Raw genomic sequence first — 17647 nt, forward strand, 5'->3', positions numbered from 1 at the left:
ATCCACTTGTCAGCAATCATTATCGATGGAAAAGCAACGAGCCTGAAACTCAAAGAACAGATTGCGGGACGTGTGCAATCATTAACTTCAAAAGGAATCATTCCGGGATTGGCAGTCGTATTGATCGGTGACAATCCGGCTTCCCATACATATGTTAAAAATAAAAAGAAGACCTGTGAAGCACTCGGCATGCGCTCCGATCTGCTGCAATTTCCGGAGACGCTGCCAGAAGCCGACTTGCTGGAAGTGATCGAAGGATTGAACAAAGATCCGGAAATTCATGGCATTCTTGTTCAATTGCCGCTTCCTGCTCATATCGATGAGTTCAAAGTGATTCTGGCGATTGACCCGGAAAAAGACGTTGACGGTTTCCATCCGATTTCAGTCGGCAATATGATGATCGGCCGTGAAGGGTTCCTGCCTTGCACACCGCACGGCATCATCAAATTGCTGGAAGAATACGGTATTGATCCTGCCGGCAAACACGCTGTCGTCATCGGCCGCAGCAATATCGTCGGCAAACCGGCTGGCCAGCTTCTGCTGCAAAAGGACGCCACAGTCACTTATTGCCATTCCCGAACAGTCGGCCTGGCTGATTACACCCGCCAGGCGGATATCCTTATTTCCGCTGTCGGGCGTGCGAAGTTTCTCGGGAAAGAGCATATCAAAGCAGGTGCTGTCATAATCGATGTCGGCATGAACCGTGATGACAATGGCAAATTATGCGGAGATGTGGATTTTGACGATGTGTTGGAGAAAGCTTCCTATGTAACGCCTGTCCCCGGTGGAGTGGGTCCTATGACCATTGCCATGCTGATGGAAAACACGCTGCTTTCCGCTGAAAGAGGATTACCGAAGACAAAATGACTGTGAACATGTAAAATAATAAGAAACAAAGCTGTTTTTCGAAAGAAAGACAGCTTTTTAATATGGCAGATAGGGGCTGAAAACTTGACGTCCGACCCATACTTAAGTGTTAAAGCATTAACCAAATACATAAAAAAGAAGTTTGATGCAGATCCTCATTTGCGTGATGTATACGTAAAAGGGGAACTTTCGAATGTGAAAATCCATACGAGCGGACACATCTACTTCACATTAAAGGACAATGCCGCACGATTGCCTGCCGTGATGTTTGCAGCGAGTGCGCGCACGGTCAAATTCAAACCTGAAAGCGGTATGACCGTTTTGATTCGCGGAGACGTGTCGGTTTATGAAGCGTCTGGCCAGTATCAGCTTTATGCACAATCGATGCAGCCGGACGGCATAGGCGATTATTATCTGGCATTTGAACAATTAAAGGAAAAGCTTTCCAAAGAAGGCTTTTTCAATGCCGCCCATAAAAAACCGCTGCCACGATATCCGGAAAAAATAGCGGTGGTTACTGCGCCGACGGGAGCCGCGGTAAGAGACGTCATCATCACCCTGAACCGCCGCTATCCGATGGCGAAAATCACCATTTTTCCGACTTTGGTGCAAGGCGAACAAGCAACAAGGTCCATTGTGCAATCCATTCAGGCGGCAAATGACTCGGACTTTGATGTCATGATCGTTGGACGTGGAGGCGGGTCGATCGAAGATCTCTGGGCTTTTAATGAAGAAGCGGTCGCCCGCGCCATTTTCGATTCGCGGATCCCGATTATTTCTGCTGTCGGCCATGAAACGGATACCACCATCGCCGATTTCGTGTCAGACTTGCGTGCCGCCACGCCTACTGCCGCTGCTGAACTGGCAGTGCCAAGCCGGGCAGATTTATTGGATAAAGTCATCAATCAGCAAAGTGGCATGTACCGCGTCATTTCAAATTTGCTGGAACGGGACAAAACAGCGTTGAAAAAATTGGCGACTTCAATGCCTTTTGCTTATCCGGATCGTCTATACCGGCCATTCATCGAGCGTGTGGAACGCGCGGGGGAGTCGCTGCAGCGGGAAGTTTTCCAGCACTTGAATCGCTCAAGGGAACGGTTCACGAATCTGGACCGGCAATTGGCCAACCGCATACCGCTTCAGCGAATCAAACAATCGCAGACGGATATTGCCCAATTGCAAAAGCGGCTCGACCAATCCGCCCACATAATCGTGAATAATAATAAAATGAATTTAACATCTGCCATCCGGACACTGGATGCACTGAGCCCATTGAAACTTATGGAAAGAGGTTATACCATTCCATATAAAAACGGCATGGTCGTTAAAAGCATCCAACAAGTGCAAACCGGTGACGCTTTAACAGTGACGATGCAGGACGGTGTTGTCGAAGCGACCGTCAAAAATACGATTCCGAACACAAAAGGGGAGCATACAAATGGCTGAAAAAGAATTAAAATTCAACGATGCGATGCAACAATTGGAAGAAATCGTTCGTCAATTGGAGCAAGGGGATGTTCCGCTTGAAGAAGCGCTGACTTTATACCAGAAAGGCATGGAGTTGTCGAAAACGTGCCACGATAAATTGCAGAATGCAGAAGAGCAATTGGTGACGATGATGAAAGACGGCAAAGAGACAGCTGTCGACATTGGAAAGGACGGGACGGAGAAATGAAGCTGAAGGAATTCCGCAGCCATTATGAACCGCTCATTCAGCAGGAATTGCATGCTCAGATCGCCGTCTTGTCGATTCCGGCTTCATTGAAGGAATCCATGAATTATTCGCTTCAGGCAGGCGGCAAACGAATCCGTCCGATTCTGATGCTCGCGGTCATGCACGAACTCGGGGCGAACCATCCCGATGCCTTAAAAGTAGCGGCGGCAATCGAAATGATTCATACATATTCGCTGATCCATGACGATTTGCCGAGTATGGACAACGATGATTTGAGAAGAGGCATGCCGACCAACCACAAGGTTTACGGTGAAGCTGTCGCCATCCTGGCGGGAGATGCACTCTTAACGTATAGCTTCGGGCTCATTGCACGCCTGGAAAACGTTTCTAACGATGACAAAGTGCATCTGATTGATCTGATGAGTGTGTCTTCGGGCGCTGAAGGCATGGTCGGCGGCCAGATTCTGGATATCGAAGGCGAAGAGAAAAAACTGGCTTTGGAAGAATTGGAACAGGTCCACCGATTGAAAACGGGAGCTCTGCTGACTTTCAGCATTCTGGCCGGCGCAATATTGGCTCAGGCCAAGCCGGAAACCATCATGGCATTGACCCGTTTCGGCGAACATCTGGGACTTGCCTTCCAGATCCAGGATGATATTTTGGATGTCACCGGCACTTCGGAAGAACTGGGCAAAACGGCCGGCAAGGATGAATCCAGTGAAAAAAGCACGTATCCGGGCATCATGACCCTGCCGCGGGCAAAGGAAAAATTGGATCATCACGCACAGGAGGCCCTGCGATCAATTGACGGCCTGGACGGCGAAATGGCTTTATTGAAAGAATTGACTGCTATGATTGTCAAAAGAAAAAACTGATGCTGGATGCTCCGGTTTGTACATTCGCTGTCAATTGATATAATGTAGAGAGAAATAAAAGCGGTAAAATTTTTAAAAAAGGTGTGTGATGGAATGGATCTTCATACGATTACTAGTCCATCTTTCTTAAAAGGGCTGAACAATGAACAGCTCGTCGAATTAAGTGAAGATATCAGACGATTTTTAATAGAGAATTTATCAAGAACAGGTGGCCATATCGGCCCGAACCTCGGCGTGGTCGAATTGACGCTCGCGCTTCATCGCGTATTCGACAGCCCATCAGACAAATTGATCTGGGATGTTGGGCATCAGTCCTACGTCCACAAAATTCTGACTGGGAGAGCTTCGCAATTCGATACATTGCGCCAGTTCAAAGGCCTTTGCGGTTTCCCGAAACGCAATGAAAGCGACCACGATGTCTGGGAAACCGGGCACAGCTCCACTTCCTTGTCGGCAGCGATGGGAATGGCGGCCGCCCGCGATATTAAAGGCGCTAAAAACCATGTCATTCCGATTATCGGCGATGGTGCGTTGACCGGCGGTATGGCTCTTGAAGCATTAAACCATATTGGCCACGCCAATACGGATATGGTGGTCATCCTCAACGACAACGAAATGTCGATCGCACCGAATGTCGGCGCATTGCATTCTGTCCTCGGAAGAATGCGGACTGCCGGCAAATACAATAAAGTCAAAGACGATCTTGAATATTTGCTGAAAAAAGTTCCTGCCGTGGGTGACAAACTTGCCTCTACAGCTGAACGCGTAAAAGACAGCCTGAAATACCTTGTCGTGTCCGGTATGTTTTTCGAAGAGCTTGGATTTACTTACCTCGGTCCAATTGATGGCCATGACCTCGAAGAATTGGAGGACAATCTTCAATACGCCAAAAAAGTGGGCGGCCCAGTGCTTCTTCATGTCATCACGAAAAAAGGCAAAGGCTTCCTGCCGGCCGAGCAAGATAAAATCGGCACTTGGCACGGTACCGGTCCCTATAAAATTGACACTGGCGATTTGGTGAAATCATCTTCTACTGCTCCGTCCTGGAGCGGCTTGATAGCGGATTCTGTCCGTAAATTAGCGCGTACCGATGAACGCATCGTTGCCATTACGCCAGCGATGCCGGTCGGTTCAAAATTGGAAGGTTTTGCTTCTGAATTTCCGAAACGCTTTTATGATGTAGGCATCGCCGAACAGCACGCAACGACGATGGCAGCGGGACTGGCAACACAGGATATGAAACCGTTCCTGGCAATTTATTCCACCTTCCTCCAGCGCGCTTATGACCAGGTGGTCCATGATATTTGCCGCCAAAACCTGAATGTCTTTATCGGTATCGACCGTTCGGGGCTGGTAGGCGCTGACGGAGAAACCCATCAGGGTGTATTCGATGTCGCATTCCTGCGCAATTTGCCGAATATGGTCGTCATGATGCCAAAAGATGAAAACGAAGGCCAGCATATGGTTCAAACTGCCATCGATTACAACGGCGGTCCGATTGCGTTGCGTTATCCGCGCGGCAACGGACTCGGCGTGCCGATGGACGAACAGATGAAAGCCTTGCCGATCGGCAGTTGGGAAGTCCTGAAACCGGGCACTGACGCCGCGATCCTGACTTTTGGTACAACAATACCGATGGCGATGGATGCTGCTGAAAAGCTTGCGGAACAAGGGATCAACGCTGAAGTAGTCAACGCCAGGTTCATCAAACCGATGGATGAAGCGATGCTTCATTCCCTATTCGAACGCAATATTCCAGTCATCACGCTTGAAGAAGCAATTCTGCAAGGCGGCTTCGGCAGTGCGGTGCTTGAATTTGCGCATAATAATGCCTATCACAACGCTGTTATCGACCGCATGGGCATTCCAGATCAATTTATCGAACATGGTGACGTAGCTGAATTGATGGATGAAATTCATCTCAACAGTGATCAGCTGGTTGCCAATGTGAAAAAAATGGTTCCGGAAAAAACTCAGGCGGGCACCAAGGCGCTATGAATAAGATAAAAAAAGAGCGTGTGGATGTTCTCCTCGTTGAAAGGGGAATTTGTGAAACACGTGAAAAAGCAAAACGGGCCATCATGGCCGGCATCATTTATTCCGGTTCTGAGCGGATGAACAAACCCGGCGAAAAGATCCTGTCGGATGCGCCGCTGCAAATGAAGGGCAATGACCTGAAGTATGTCAGCCGGGGCGGCTTGAAACTCGAAAAAGCATTGGCTGAATTTGATCTTTCTGTTGAAGGCAAGCTGATGCTCGACATCGGTTCCTCCACTGGCGGTTTTACGGATTGCGCATTGCAGAACGGCGCAGCGCATTGCTACGCGCTTGATGTCGGGTACAATCAACTGGCCTGGAAGATTCGCCAGGATGAACGTGTCACTGTAATGGAACGCGTGAATTTCCGGCATGCCAAACCGGAGGATTTCACCGAAGGGCTTCCGGAATTTTCCAGTATAGATGTTAGTTTTATTTCATTAAAAATTATTCTGCCGGTTCTGAAGACGATTCTGGTACCGGGCGGCGATGTAATCGCCCTCGTCAAGCCACAATTTGAAGCGGGCCGTGAAAACGTGGGGAAAAAGGGCATCATCCGTGATCCCAAAATCCATCTGGATGTATTGAAGAAAGTCGGCGGCTTTGCCGCTGCCGCTGGATTCCACATCCGGAATATGTCTTTCTCACCAATTACCGGCGGGGAAGGAAATATCGAATTCCTGTTTCATCTGCAATCGGCTCTTGAAAATGAAACCCCTGAACCCATTTCCGATACTTTGGCAGAACAGACAGTCAAGCTTGCACACGAAATTCTATGACAGGAAAACACATCCCACCTGGGCATGTGTTTTCTTGTTTTCGAGGACAATTAAAGGTACGATATAAAGGAATTAGAATAATTATTCATTCAGGGGGAGCATTATGAATAAAGGGCAACGCCATATTAAAATCCGTGACCTTATCTCCAACCGTGAAATCGAAACACAGGATGAACTGGTAGACTTGTTGAAAGCTGCGGGTTATGAAGTGACCCAAGCCACGGTTTCAAGAGATATCAAAGAATTGCATCTTGTGAAAGTGCCTTTGCAGGACGGCCGTTATAAATACAGTTTGCCGGCGGACCAGCGTTTTAATCCCATGCAGAAATTGCACCGGGCGCTTACGGACGCGTTTGTCAGCATCGATGGGGCAAGCCATTTTCTGGTGATGAAAACCCTGCCGGGCAATGCCCATGCAATCGGCTCATTGATTGATCATCTGGATTGGCCGGAAATTCTGGGAACGATATGCGGTGATGATACGTGCCTCATCATCTGCAGAGACACTAAACACCGGGATATATTGAGACAGCGACTTATTGAAATGCTTTGATGAAGAGGTGAATTGGGATGCTTCGTGAATTGGATATTCGGAATTTTGCTATTATAGATAATCTCACTGTCAGTTTTACTGAAGGGCTGACCGTTTTGACGGGGGAGACCGGGGCAGGCAAGTCGATCATCATCGACGCAGTAAACTTATTGGCTGGCGGCAGAGGAAGCCAGGAATTCATCCGGCATGGCGCAAGCAAAGCTGAGATAGAAGGGCTTTTTTCGATTGAAGACGCTAAACATCCCGTATTCCGTAAGATGGAGGAATTGGGAATCGATGGGGCTGACGGTGATGTCCTGCTGCGCCGCGAACTGAATGATAAAGGGAAAAATGTCTGCCGCATTAACGGCAAGCTTGTCACGATTTCAATTCTGCGGGAAATTGGCGGGGCGTTGATCGATATTCATGGCCAGCATGAAACCCAGGAATTGATGGATGAAAAACGCCATCTTCATTTATTGGACCAGTATGCCGGTAAGAGCTTATCCAAAGCGAAAGCCAGTTATTCGCATAGTTACGAGAAATTTACCAAGCTGAAACGCGATTTTGCTTCGTATAATGAAAACGAACAGCAAATCGCACAGCGCATCGATCTGCTGACCTTTCAGCTGCGGGAAATTGATGCGGCTGACCTGATTGCCGGTGAAGAGGAAGAATTGTCACTGGAGCGAAAAAAACTCCAGAATTTCAATAAAATCTATGAATCGGTGTCAACTGCCCATGAAGCCATTCAAGGGGAGTCAAAGGGACTGGATTGGGTGGGTTCTGCGATGTCAGAGCTGGAACATGCCGCGTCGGTGGATGAAACCTACGAAAGCCATTCTGAAATGGTCAACAGTGCGTTTTATCAATTACAGGACACGGCAACCGAGATCAAGCGGATGCTGGATGCAATGGAATTCGACCCGTCGAGGCTCAATGAAATCGAGCAGCGTCTGGCGACCATCCAGACCTTGAAAAGAAAATACGGGGCATCTGTGGAAGATATCCTCCTCTATCATGAAACGCAGACAGATGAACTGGATAAATTGCTGAACCGCGACAAGCGGCTGCAATTGGATCAACAGAAATTGAAGGAACTGACAGAAGATCTGAAAGTTGAAGCAGAAGAGCTGACATTGCTGCGGAAAAAAGCGGCGGTGCGCCTGAGCAAAGATATTATGGAACAGCTGCGTGAATTGCATATGGGCAAGGCGGCGTTTGAAGTTGTATTTGAACCGATTGCGCAAGGGAGATTCGACCGCAACGGCGGGGATGCGATTGCGTTCCATATTTCGACGAATATGGGCGAGCCGTTAAAACCACTGACGAAAGTGGCTTCTGGCGGCGAGTTGTCACGCATGATGCTGGCATTAAAGACCATTTTCTCGAAACACCAGGGCATCACCTCCATTATTTTTGATGAAGTGGATACGGGAGTCAGCGGTCGTGTGGCACAGGCGATTGCTGAGAAGATCGCAGCCATTTCCGTGCATTCCCAGGTGCTTTGCATCTCCCATCTGCCGCAGGTGGCGGCAATGGCCGATCAGCATCTCTTCATTGAAAAGCGGATCGAGAAAAAACGCACAATCACGGCAGTCCATGAATTGGACGGCCGCGAGCGCACAGAAGAGATGAGCCGGATGCTGTCGGGAGCTGAAATCACAGATCTGACATTGCAACATGCAGATGAACTGCTGAAGCTGGCGAAAGACAGGAAACTGGCGATGAGATAAAACTCCACCGGGCAGTTACAGGAGGAAGAGATATAATGGAAAAGATAACGATCGCAATCGCCGATGATAATCGACAATTGGCTGATATGATGGAAGAATACCTCAATTTGCAGCCGAATATGGAAGTTGTGGCAGTAGCTCATAACGGTCGGGAATGCATCGATTTACTGAGAGAGCAAAAAATTGATATCCTTCTGCTGGATAACATCATGCCTTTTTTGGACGGCATAGGTGTACTGGATGCCATAAAAAAAGAAGAGGGTCTGGAAGAGCTGCGGGTCATCATGCTGTCGGCATTCGGACAGGATACCCTGATGAGCCAGGCTGCCAAAAATGGCGCTTCCTATTTCATCATGAAACCTTTCGAGCTTGACCGGCTGGCGCGGCAAATCGAACATATCATGGAAGAACAATTGAGCGAGCCTGAAGTCAAGGATGATCCGATTACTTCTGTCATCAAAGAAATCGGAATTCCCCCTCACATTAACGGCTACATTTATTTGAAGGAAGCGGTCCATCTGGTCTTGGAAGATCCGACTGTGCTCCAAAAAGTAACGAAATCACTGTATCCCGGAATTGCTGCAAAGTTTGACACGACTTCTACTCGCGTCGAACGTTCCATCCGGCATGCGATTGAATTGGTCTGGAACCGCGGCGATGTAAAGCTGATTGCCCAGACTTTCGGTTACAGTGAAGACCATTTGCGAAGCCGACCATCAAATTCGGAATTTATTGCCATGCTGTATAATACTGTCAGTAAAAATGTGGGGAATGACAAACCTGATGATGTCTAACCGAAAATGACAATAGGGCCCTACCTATAAAAGCGTCGCTACAGAAATGATGAATTCTGCAGCGACGCTTTTCTGTTCGTCTTACTGTACATTCCCTATAGCCGTGATAGAATATTAACCGAATGGAAGTTAACAGCAGACAATAAAATTTTTTATGAGAAAGTGTGGTTAGAATGGACAATCCGGCAATTTACAGTCATCGGGGAGCTTCTGCATACGCGCTTGAAAATACTTGGGCCGCTTTTCGAAGAGCCTGCGAACTGGATGTCGGCATTGAACTGGATGTTCAGATTACCAAAGATGGTGTAATCCTTGTTTTTCATGATGACAATCTGAAACGCCTGAGCGGTAAAAACCTGAATATAGCAGAAGTCAATTATGATAAAATAAAAGATACGACTATTGGCAAAAGAGGCAGGCGGAAGCTGTCAACCGAGCGCATACCGCTTGCCTATGAAGTGTTCCACTGGGCCCGGGAACGGTCGATCCCGCTTAATATCGAGATGAAAGAATCGTTCGCGATGCATGCAGAAGGTCCTGAAACTTTGGCGGCGATGCTTGAAGGGATGGGAAATATCCATCTGTCCTCTTTCAATCCTGAATTATTGAAAAAGATGAAGGGATTGAAACCGGAAATCGAAACCGCTCTGGTGGTCAAGCGGAACGCATCTTTAGCGTCTGTCACCGAGATGCACTGGATCGACAGCATCCATCTTCATAAACGCCTCTATTCCCAAGAGCTGCTCACCGACTTGAAAGGTTTGGGGAAAAAGGTTAGGGTTTATGGCATAGCGGGTACCGAACGGGTCTTAAAACAATTGTCGCCAATCATTTGCGGGATCATCACAGACCATCCTGCCAGAATAAAGAAAATGCGTCCCCTTGAATAAGGAGGACGCATTTTTATTTGTCTATATATGTTGAACTAATAAACCTATAATAACCGATATTCCGCAAAACAGCTTGCTAAGACCTTGGCCGAAGCTTGCGAGGTCAAGTCTTTGCGACGAAGCAGCGAAGCGATGCAGGAGCATGCTTAATTAACCCTTATGCTCCAAGCATCGCCTTTTTTGCTCCATATCTCTAGAGACTTCTCTCAGCATAGGCGTGCTTGCTTTGCGACGTGCCTGGGCAGGAGCATAATCGTTGCACTGTCCATAGCGCCGCAGCGTTAAATTTAAGCTAATTCTTTAAATCAATATATAGACTCCAGCTTTCGTTTTTTTTTTTTTATTTTTGAAACCTCTTGGATACCGTCCCTTTTTTGCGGTCGCGGTTAAGCAGGAAGCCGGCAAAAAAGCCGATGCCGAGAACGGTAAAAAGCAAGCCCAGTGAAAATTGAAGCCAAAGAACCGGGTAAGGTTCCAGCAATTTACTGAATACGGAATCCCTCATTAATTTTATGCCATAAGCGGCGAGTATGCCGGGGATTAAAAGAATAATGAATGCAATTAAACGTCCCATGTTTCCACTCCTTCTTCATCTATTGTTCCGATATCGGTGAAAGTTGTCAAGAATTCGAACCTGATGTACCCTTAAATGAGATTGCAAATCATTGCACAGCAAATAAAGGAGTTTGAAGAATCTTGCAAAAAGTGTTGATCATTGGCGGCGGCGCTGGTGGCGTGGCTTTACTGAATATGCTTGGTGACTCTGAATACCTGACACTGGCGGGGATTGTCGATATAGATCCCCAGGCACCGGCATTGGAAATGGCGCGGAAGCTGAAGATCCCGGTCAAAGAGAATCATTTTGAATTCAAGCCGAACGAATTCGATATTGTGATGAATGTTTCCGGCAGCGATAAGGTGCAGAAGCAATTGGAGGCATACTTTTCTGTGGCAACCGAAATTGTTCCGGGCAGTCTTGCCAATTCGCTTGTTAAGCTGGTTGATGAGAAGGAACACTTTCTCAAAAAACTCGGCGGCGAAAGCCATAAACAGAATATCATATTCAATTCAATAGAAGAAGGCATGATTGGGATTGATCAGAACAGTCGGATCATTTTCATGAACCGTTCCGCATCAAGGATGGTGGAACAGGATGCGCAGGAAGCCATCGGAAAGCATATCCTGGAATTGATATCGACCAGTGAATTGCCCAGGACCTACGAAACAGGCAGAACCGAATTGAATAAAGAGCTGCAATTAAAAAACGGCTTGAAGATTGTCACTTCCCGATTTCCCATGATTGATGAAAACGGGGACATCATCGGAGCGTTTGCGGTTTTTAAAGATATCACGGAAGTCGTATCATTGGCAGAGGAGATTACGGATCTAAAAGAAATTCAGACGATGCTCCAGGCCATTATCCAATCCAGCGACGATGCAATTTCCGTTGTGGACGAAAACGGCTATGGCTTGATGGTTAATCCCGCTTACACCCGTATTACCGGGCTTCAGGTGGAGGATGTGATCGGGCAGCCGGCATCGGCGGATATTTCCGAAGGGGAAAGCATGCATTTAAAAGCGTTGCAGACAAGGAAACCGGTTCGCGGGGTCAATCTCAAAGTCGGGCCGGCAAACCGCGAAGTGATTGTCAATGTGGCGCCGATTATTGTGGACAATATTCTGAAAGGCAGTGTCGGCGTCATACACGATACAACCGAGATCCGTTCACTCATGAAAGAGTTGGACCGGGCCCGCAGCATTATTCGGACGCTGGAATCCAAATACACGTTTGATGACATCATCGGACTGTCACCGGAAATGCAATTATCATTGCAGCAGGCAAAACTGGCAGCACAAACGCCGGTGACCGTGTTGCTGCGCGGTGAGTCCGGGACCGGGAAAGAATTATTCGCGCACGCCATTCATAGTGCGAGCGACCGTAAATTCAATAAATTTGTTCGTGTCAATTGTGCTGCGTTATCAGAGGAATTGCTTGAAAGCGAGCTTTTCGGCTATGAAGAAGGAGCGCTGCCGGGTGTCAAAAGCGGTGAAAGAAAAGGGCTGCTGGAAGAGGCGAACAACGGCAGTATCTTCATTGATGAAATCGGTGAATTGTCGTCAGGCATTCAAAGTAAGCTGCTCCGGGTTCTTCAGGAACACGAAAGCCTTCGCATCGGCGGCACAAAAGCGTTGCCGGTTAATGTCCGCGTCATTGCATCAACAAATGCCAATATGGAAAAGGCGCTGCTTGAAGGCACATTCCGGGAAGATCTTTATTATCGCCTGAACAGGATGCCGATTCTCATTCCGCCGCTCCGGAGTCGAAAGCAGGATATTCCCCGAATCGTGGACAGGCTGCTGGCGAAACTGAATCAGGAATATGGCCGGAACATTGAAACGGTCACCGACAAAGCGCTTCAGTTGCTGCGTCTTTATGATTGGCCGGGAAATGTCCGGGAACTTGAAAATGTCATCAGCCGGTCCATGATCTTTATGAATATCAATGAGAAGGTGCTGACGGAAAAGAATATCCCCCTCAATATGATCAAAACGGCAGAAGTGAAAAATGAAGTGGCGATCGAAGGGGGCAGCCCCTTGCAGGAGCAGTTGGACACCGTGGAAAGAGGGATTCTGCAGCGGGCGCTGGAACACAACAAAGGCAATAAATCCAAAACGGCAAAATCGCTGGATGTTTCCTTGCGCACCTTGTATTATAAGCTGGAAAAATTCGGGTTGACGTGATTTTTGCAGCTATTTGCACGGTTTTGCAATAATTTGCAATAAGAACAGCTGATTTCACCCGATAAAACGCTTACATCCCTTATATTACAAGGTTTTTTCTGTTTTAATTAAGAATGAATGAGGTGAACTAAATGACCACATTAAATGAAATTGTTGAACAGATCTCGTTGGAAACACAACTCAATGATGTGGCTGTCGCTGCGGCTGCCGACCTCGAAGTATTGGAAGCAGTCAACATGGCGATAACCCACAACATCGCAAGTTTCAACCTTTTTGATGATGAAGCAAAATTAAAACAAATGATCCGTGCCCATTACCCGCATCTACTGAATCATCCGAAAGTCAAACTGATTCATGTCAAAGGTGCGGCTCAGGCAGCAACTGCTGCCGTCAAGAGTGTTTTCGTCAAGGATTCAAATGTGCTGATGAAAGGCCATATCCCAACCGCGGTTTTAATGAAAGCGGTTTTAAATGAGGATTTCGGACTGCGGACAGGCAATATCCTGTCCCATGTCGCTGCATTTGAAATTGAGGGCTATGACCGGCTCATCTTCATTACAGATGCCGGCATGAATATCGAACCCGACTTGATGCAAAAAGCTCAAATAATCCGAAATGCGGTCCAAACCGCTCGAGCTGTTGGTGTTGAAACACCGGTTGTTGCGCCACTCGCAGCAGTGGAAGTCATCAACCCGGCAATGCAGGCCACTTTGGATTCTGCTGCGCTTGCAGCAATGAACCGCCGGGGGCAGATTACCGATTGTATCGTCGATGGCCCTTTGGCGCTCGATAATGCCATCTCGCCCACTGCGGCAGAACATAAAGGCATAACCGGTGCTACGGCAGGCAAAGCGGATATTCTGCTGGTGCCGAATATCGAAGCCGGAAACATCCTGTATAAATCACTGGTCTATTTCGCAAATGCGAAAGTCGGCGGCATCATAGCCGGGGCAAAAGCGCCAATCGTCTTGACTTCGCGCGCAGACAGTGCCGAAAGCAAACTCTTTTCACTCGCATTGGCAATCAAAACATCCGCCATTCAATAAAAACTTTAGGAGGAATTTATAATGAAAATTTTCGACAAAATGGAAGAACACGATTACGAGCAATTGGTATTTTGCCAGGATAAAAATTCCGGATTGAAAGCAATCATCTGTATCCATGACACTACTTTGGGGCCAGCCCTTGGTGGGACGCGCATGTGGAATTATGATACAGAAGAAGAAGCAATCGAAGATGCAATCCGCCTTGGACGCGGTATGACTTATAAAAACGCTGCAGCCGGCCTAAACCTTGGTGGCGGGAAAACAGTCATCATCGGCGACCCGCTTAAAGATAAGAACGAAGAAATGTTCCGTGCTTTCGGACGTTTCATCCAAGGATTGAATGGACGCTATATTACAGCTGAGGATGTTGGAACAACTGTAGCTGACATGGATCTGATCCACGAAGAAACTGATTTTGTAACGGGGATTTCTCCGGCTTTCGGTTCTTCAGGCAACCCATCTCCAGTAACAGCTTACGGCTGCTACATCGGTATAAAAGCAGCAGCGCTTGAAGCTTTCGGGGACGATTCGCTGGAAGGCAAAACGATCTCGGTTCAAGGCGTAGGAAACGTGGCTTATACATTGTGCGAATACCTGCACAAAGAAGGCGCAAAACTGATTGTGACTGATATTAATAAAGAAGCAGTTGACCGTGCAGTAAATGACTTCGGGGCAGTAGCAGTAGAACCGAATGATATCTATTCACAGGAAGCAGACATTTTTGCTCCATGTGCGATGGGCGCAATCATCAACGACGATACGATTCCACAATTGAAAGTCAAAGCAGTTGCGGGCTCAGCCAATAACCAGCTGAAAGAAGAACGCCACGGTGATGAGTTGGAAGCTCGCGGCATCGTTTATGCTCCTGACTTCGTCATCAACTCAGGCGGCGTCATCAACGTTGCAGATGAATTGTACGGCTACAATAACGAACGTGCGATGAAACGCGTTGAAACCATCTACGACAGCATCAGCCGTATTTTTGCAATTTCAAAACGTGACGGAATTCCGAGCTACCAGGCTGCAGACCGCATGGCAGAAGAGCGTATTGAACGCGTCCGCAGATCACGCAGCCAGTTCCTTCGCAACGAACACAATATTATCAGCAGACGCTAATTTGAAATGGAGGGATCGCTTTGCAGGAACAGTCCTATCGTGTATTGGTCATCAACCCCGGCTCTACCTCAACAAAAATTGGTGTTTTTGACAATGATATTCTGATCATGGAAAAAACGATCCGCCATTCATCTGAAGCGATCAATGACTTTCCAACGATCATCGACCAATATGCTTTTCGAAAACAGACTATTTTGGAATCCCTGGATGAAGAAGGCATGAACGTTTCCAAACTTTCCGCTATATGCGGAAGGGGCGGATTGCTCCGGCCGATCGAAGGCGGAACTTATTCCGTCAATGAAGCGATGCTCAAGGATCTCCGAAAAGGAGTTTCCGGACAGCACGCGTCAAACCTTGGCGGCATTATTGCCAACGAAATTGCCGAAGGCTTGAATATTCCCGCGTTTATCGTGGATCCGGTAGTGGTGGACGAATTGGACCCGATTGCCCGAATTTCCGGCTTTTCCTTAATTGAACGAAAATCAATCTTCCATGCGCTGAATCAGAAAGCCGTTGCCAGACGATATGCCAAAGAAAAAGGCAAACGTTATGAAGACCTGCGTCTGATCGTCACGCATATGGGCGGCGGCATTACAGTAGGTGTCCATAAAGAAGGGCGTGTGGTCGAGGTCAATAACGGACTTCATGGCGACGGGCCGTTCAGTCCGGAACGGGCAGGTACCGTACCGGCAGGCGATCTCGTGGAATTATGCTTTTCCGGCCAGTATTACCGGCATGAGATCATGAAGCGGCTTGTTGGCCAAGGCGGACTCGTCAGTTATTTGGGTACCAACGATGCCGTAATTGTCGAGAAGCGAATTCAAAAAGGCGATCAACAGGCGGAAATGGTGTACGATGCCATGGCTTATCAGGTTGCCAAAGAAATTGGAGCGGCGAGTGCCGTCCTCGAAGGCAAAGTCGATGCGATTATTCTTACCGGCGGACTCGCCTACGGAAAAGGATTCGTCAAAGCGATTTCTGACCGCATCAGCTGGATCGCTGACGTGGCGGTCCATCCCGGCGAAAATGAATTGCAGGCGCTTGCCGAAGGTGCAGTCCGGGTATTGAATGGTGAAGAAACAGCGAAAAATTATTAAGCTTTATAATAGAAGGAGGACGTTTACATGGCTCAGAATTATGATGTAGTCATCCTTGGCGGCGGAACCGGCGGTTATGTTGCCGCTATACGTTCAGCGCAGCTTGGCTTGAAAACTGCAATTGTTGAAAAAGGCGATTTGGGCGGAACTTGCCTCCATAGAGGATGCATACCCAGTAAAGCATTGCTGAGAAGTGCAGAAGTTTACTCGACAACCAAAAACCATGCAGCTGATTTCGGTGTGCAGACAGGTGACGTAAGCCTTGACTTTTCACGCGTGCAACAGCGCAAACAAGGGATTGTCGACCAGCTGCATGCCGGTGTCCAAGGGTTGATGAAAAAAGGGAAGATCGATGTCTATGAAGGCCTTGGCCGTATTCTCGGCCCTTCTATTTTCTCTCCGAACCCAGGTACGATTTCAGTGGAAATGAACAACGGTGAAGAAAACGAGATGCTGATTCCGCATAACGTCATCATCGCAACAGGATCCCGCCCAAGAAGCCTGCCAGGCCTTGAAATAGATGGAGAATTCGTTATGACCTCAGATGAACTGCTCCAAATTACGGAATTGCCGAAATCCATGCTGATTGTCGGCGGCGGTGTCATTGGCATCGAGTGGGCTTCCATGCTGAACGATTTCGGTGTGGAAATTACCGTTATCGAGTATGCTGACCGCATCATCCCGACAGAAGACAAAGACGTTTCGAAAGAAATGCAGAAATTATTGAAGAAAAAAGGCGTCAACTTTGTTACTGGCGCGAAAGTAATCGCTGAAACGCTCGAAAAAGGCGATAACGGCGTGACAATCCAGGCGGAAATCAATGGTGAAAACCAGAGCTTCTCGGCTGAAAAGATGCTTGTATCTGTAGGACGACAGGCAAATGTCGGAAATATCGGCATTGAAAACACGGATATCATCATCGATAAAGGGTTTATCCAAGTGAAAAAGACATTCCAGACCAAAGAATCGCATATTTACGCCATTGGCGATGTGATCGGCGGGCTTCAATTGGCACATGTAGCTTCCCACGAAGGAATCACAGCTGTTGAGCATATCAAAGGAAACAATCCGCACGCCATTAATTATGACCATATTTCCAAATGCGTTTACTCAAATCCGGAAGCGGCAAGCGTTGGGATTACCGAAGAACAGGCGAAAGAAAAAGGGCACGACGTCAAAGTCGGCAAATTCTCTTTCAAAGCCATCGGCAAAGCGCTTGTGTACGGTGAAAGCGACGGATTTGTCAAAATCATCGCTGATAAAGAAACTAATGATGTCCTCGGCGTCCATATGATCGGACCGCATGTGACAGATATGATTTCTGAGGCAGGTTTGGCAATGGTCCTTGATGCAACTCCTTGGGAAATTGCAGAAACGATCCATCCTCACCCGACATTGTCTGAAGTCATGGGTGAAGCTGCTCTTGCCGTTGACGGCAAAGCAATCCACAGTTAAGGGAGG

Annotated in this window: 16 protein-coding genes; 15 read left to right on the top strand and 1 reads right to left on the bottom strand. The window is 47.7% G+C overall.

All coding sequences use genetic code 11. From position 1 onward, the window contains the following. Window positions 1-6: 6 nt before the first annotated feature. The 10 genes from folD to DHX103_RS15900 all read left to right on the top strand — a co-directional run bounded on the left by folD (window position 7) and on the right by DHX103_RS15900 (window position 10185). Complete coding sequence (folD, locus tag DHX103_RS15855; RefSeq protein ID WP_422123178.1) at window positions 7-867, top strand: bifunctional methylenetetrahydrofolate dehydrogenase/methenyltetrahydrofolate cyclohydrolase FolD; 861 nt, start codon at window positions 7-9, stop codon at window positions 865-867. A gap of 84 nt (window positions 868-951) precedes the next feature. Beyond that, window positions 952-2313, top strand: a complete 1362-nt coding sequence (xseA, locus tag DHX103_RS15860) for an exodeoxyribonuclease VII large subunit (RefSeq protein WP_422123179.1) — start codon at window positions 952-954, stop codon at window positions 2311-2313. Further along, entirely contained in the window at window positions 2306-2542 is a 237-nt protein-coding gene (locus tag DHX103_RS15865; RefSeq protein WP_422123180.1) for an exodeoxyribonuclease VII small subunit, read from the top strand. The genes xseA and DHX103_RS15865 overlap by 8 nt, the downstream gene beginning before the upstream one ends. Further along, entirely contained in the window at window positions 2539-3417 is an 879-nt protein-coding gene (locus tag DHX103_RS15870) for a polyprenyl synthetase family protein (protein WP_422123181.1), read from the top strand. Before DHX103_RS15865 ends, DHX103_RS15870 begins: the two co-directional genes overlap by 4 nt. A gap of 93 nt (window positions 3418-3510) precedes the next feature. Further along, on the top strand, window positions 3511-5415 hold the full coding sequence (dxs, locus tag DHX103_RS15875; protein ID WP_422123182.1) for a 1-deoxy-D-xylulose-5-phosphate synthase: 1905 nt from the start codon (window positions 3511-3513) through the stop codon (window positions 5413-5415). After that, the gene (locus tag DHX103_RS15880) at window positions 5412-6233 is read left to right on the top strand and encodes a TlyA family RNA methyltransferase (protein WP_422123183.1); all 822 of its coding nucleotides are present in this window, start codon (window positions 5412-5414) and stop codon (window positions 6231-6233) included. Before dxs ends, DHX103_RS15880 begins: the two co-directional genes overlap by 4 nt. A gap of 103 nt (window positions 6234-6336) precedes the next feature. Continuing rightward, entirely contained in the window at window positions 6337-6786 is a 450-nt protein-coding gene (gene ahrC / locus DHX103_RS15885; protein WP_422123184.1) for a transcriptional regulator AhrC/ArgR, read from the top strand. A gap of 17 nt (window positions 6787-6803) precedes the next feature. Further along, window positions 6804-8501 (top strand): DNA repair protein RecN, encoded by a 1698-nt coding sequence (recN, locus tag DHX103_RS15890; protein WP_422123185.1) that lies wholly within the window; start codon window positions 6804-6806, stop codon window positions 8499-8501. A 35-nt stretch (window positions 8502-8536) separates the two neighbouring features. Further along, entirely contained in the window at window positions 8537-9295 is a 759-nt protein-coding gene (gene spo0A / locus DHX103_RS15895) for a sporulation transcription factor Spo0A (RefSeq protein ID WP_422123186.1), read from the top strand. Between the two features lie 173 nt (window positions 9296-9468). Continuing rightward, window positions 9469-10185: a glycerophosphodiester phosphodiesterase gene (locus tag DHX103_RS15900; RefSeq protein WP_422123187.1), complete on the top strand. Its 717-nt coding sequence runs from the start codon at window positions 9469-9471 to the stop codon at window positions 10183-10185. 340 nt (window positions 10186-10525) lie between these two features. Here the strand turns inward: DHX103_RS15900 and DHX103_RS15905 are convergent, their stop codons facing one another. Next, a complete protein-coding gene (locus tag DHX103_RS15905) occupies window positions 10526-10759 on the bottom strand; it encodes a DUF2627 domain-containing protein (protein WP_422123188.1) in 234 nt (77 codons plus the stop codon). Window positions 10760-10881: 122 nt separating this feature from the next. On the opposite strand from DHX103_RS15905, the gene DHX103_RS15910 reads away from it, so the two are divergent. From DHX103_RS15910 to lpdA, 5 genes are all read left to right on the top strand, one after another. Next, a complete protein-coding gene (locus DHX103_RS15910) occupies window positions 10882-12927 on the top strand; it encodes a sigma 54-interacting transcriptional regulator (protein ID WP_422123189.1) in 2046 nt (681 codons plus the stop codon). 131 nt (window positions 12928-13058) lie between these two features. Next, window positions 13059-13973 (top strand): phosphate butyryltransferase, encoded by a 915-nt coding sequence (gene yqiS / locus DHX103_RS15915; protein ID WP_422123190.1) that lies wholly within the window; start codon window positions 13059-13061, stop codon window positions 13971-13973. Between the two features lie 21 nt (window positions 13974-13994). Next, window positions 13995-15089, top strand: a complete 1095-nt coding sequence (locus DHX103_RS15920) for a Leu/Phe/Val dehydrogenase (RefSeq protein ID WP_422123191.1) — start codon at window positions 13995-13997, stop codon at window positions 15087-15089. Window positions 15090-15109: 20 nt separating this feature from the next. Further along, window positions 15110-16186, top strand: coding sequence for a butyrate kinase (gene buk, locus DHX103_RS15925; RefSeq protein WP_422123192.1), 1077 nt, complete (start codon window positions 15110-15112; stop codon window positions 16184-16186). 27 nt (window positions 16187-16213) lie between these two features. Continuing rightward, window positions 16214-17641 carry a dihydrolipoyl dehydrogenase gene (lpdA, locus tag DHX103_RS15930; protein ID WP_422123193.1) on the top strand — a complete coding sequence of 476 codons (1428 nt, stop codon included), beginning with the start codon at window positions 16214-16216 and terminating at the stop codon, window positions 17639-17641. The last annotated feature ends 6 nt before the right edge of the window (window positions 17642-17647 follow it).

Source organism: Planococcus daihaiensis, from assembly GCF_049262615.1.
Taxonomy (GTDB): Bacteria; Bacillota; Bacilli; order Bacillales_A; family Planococcaceae; genus Planococcus.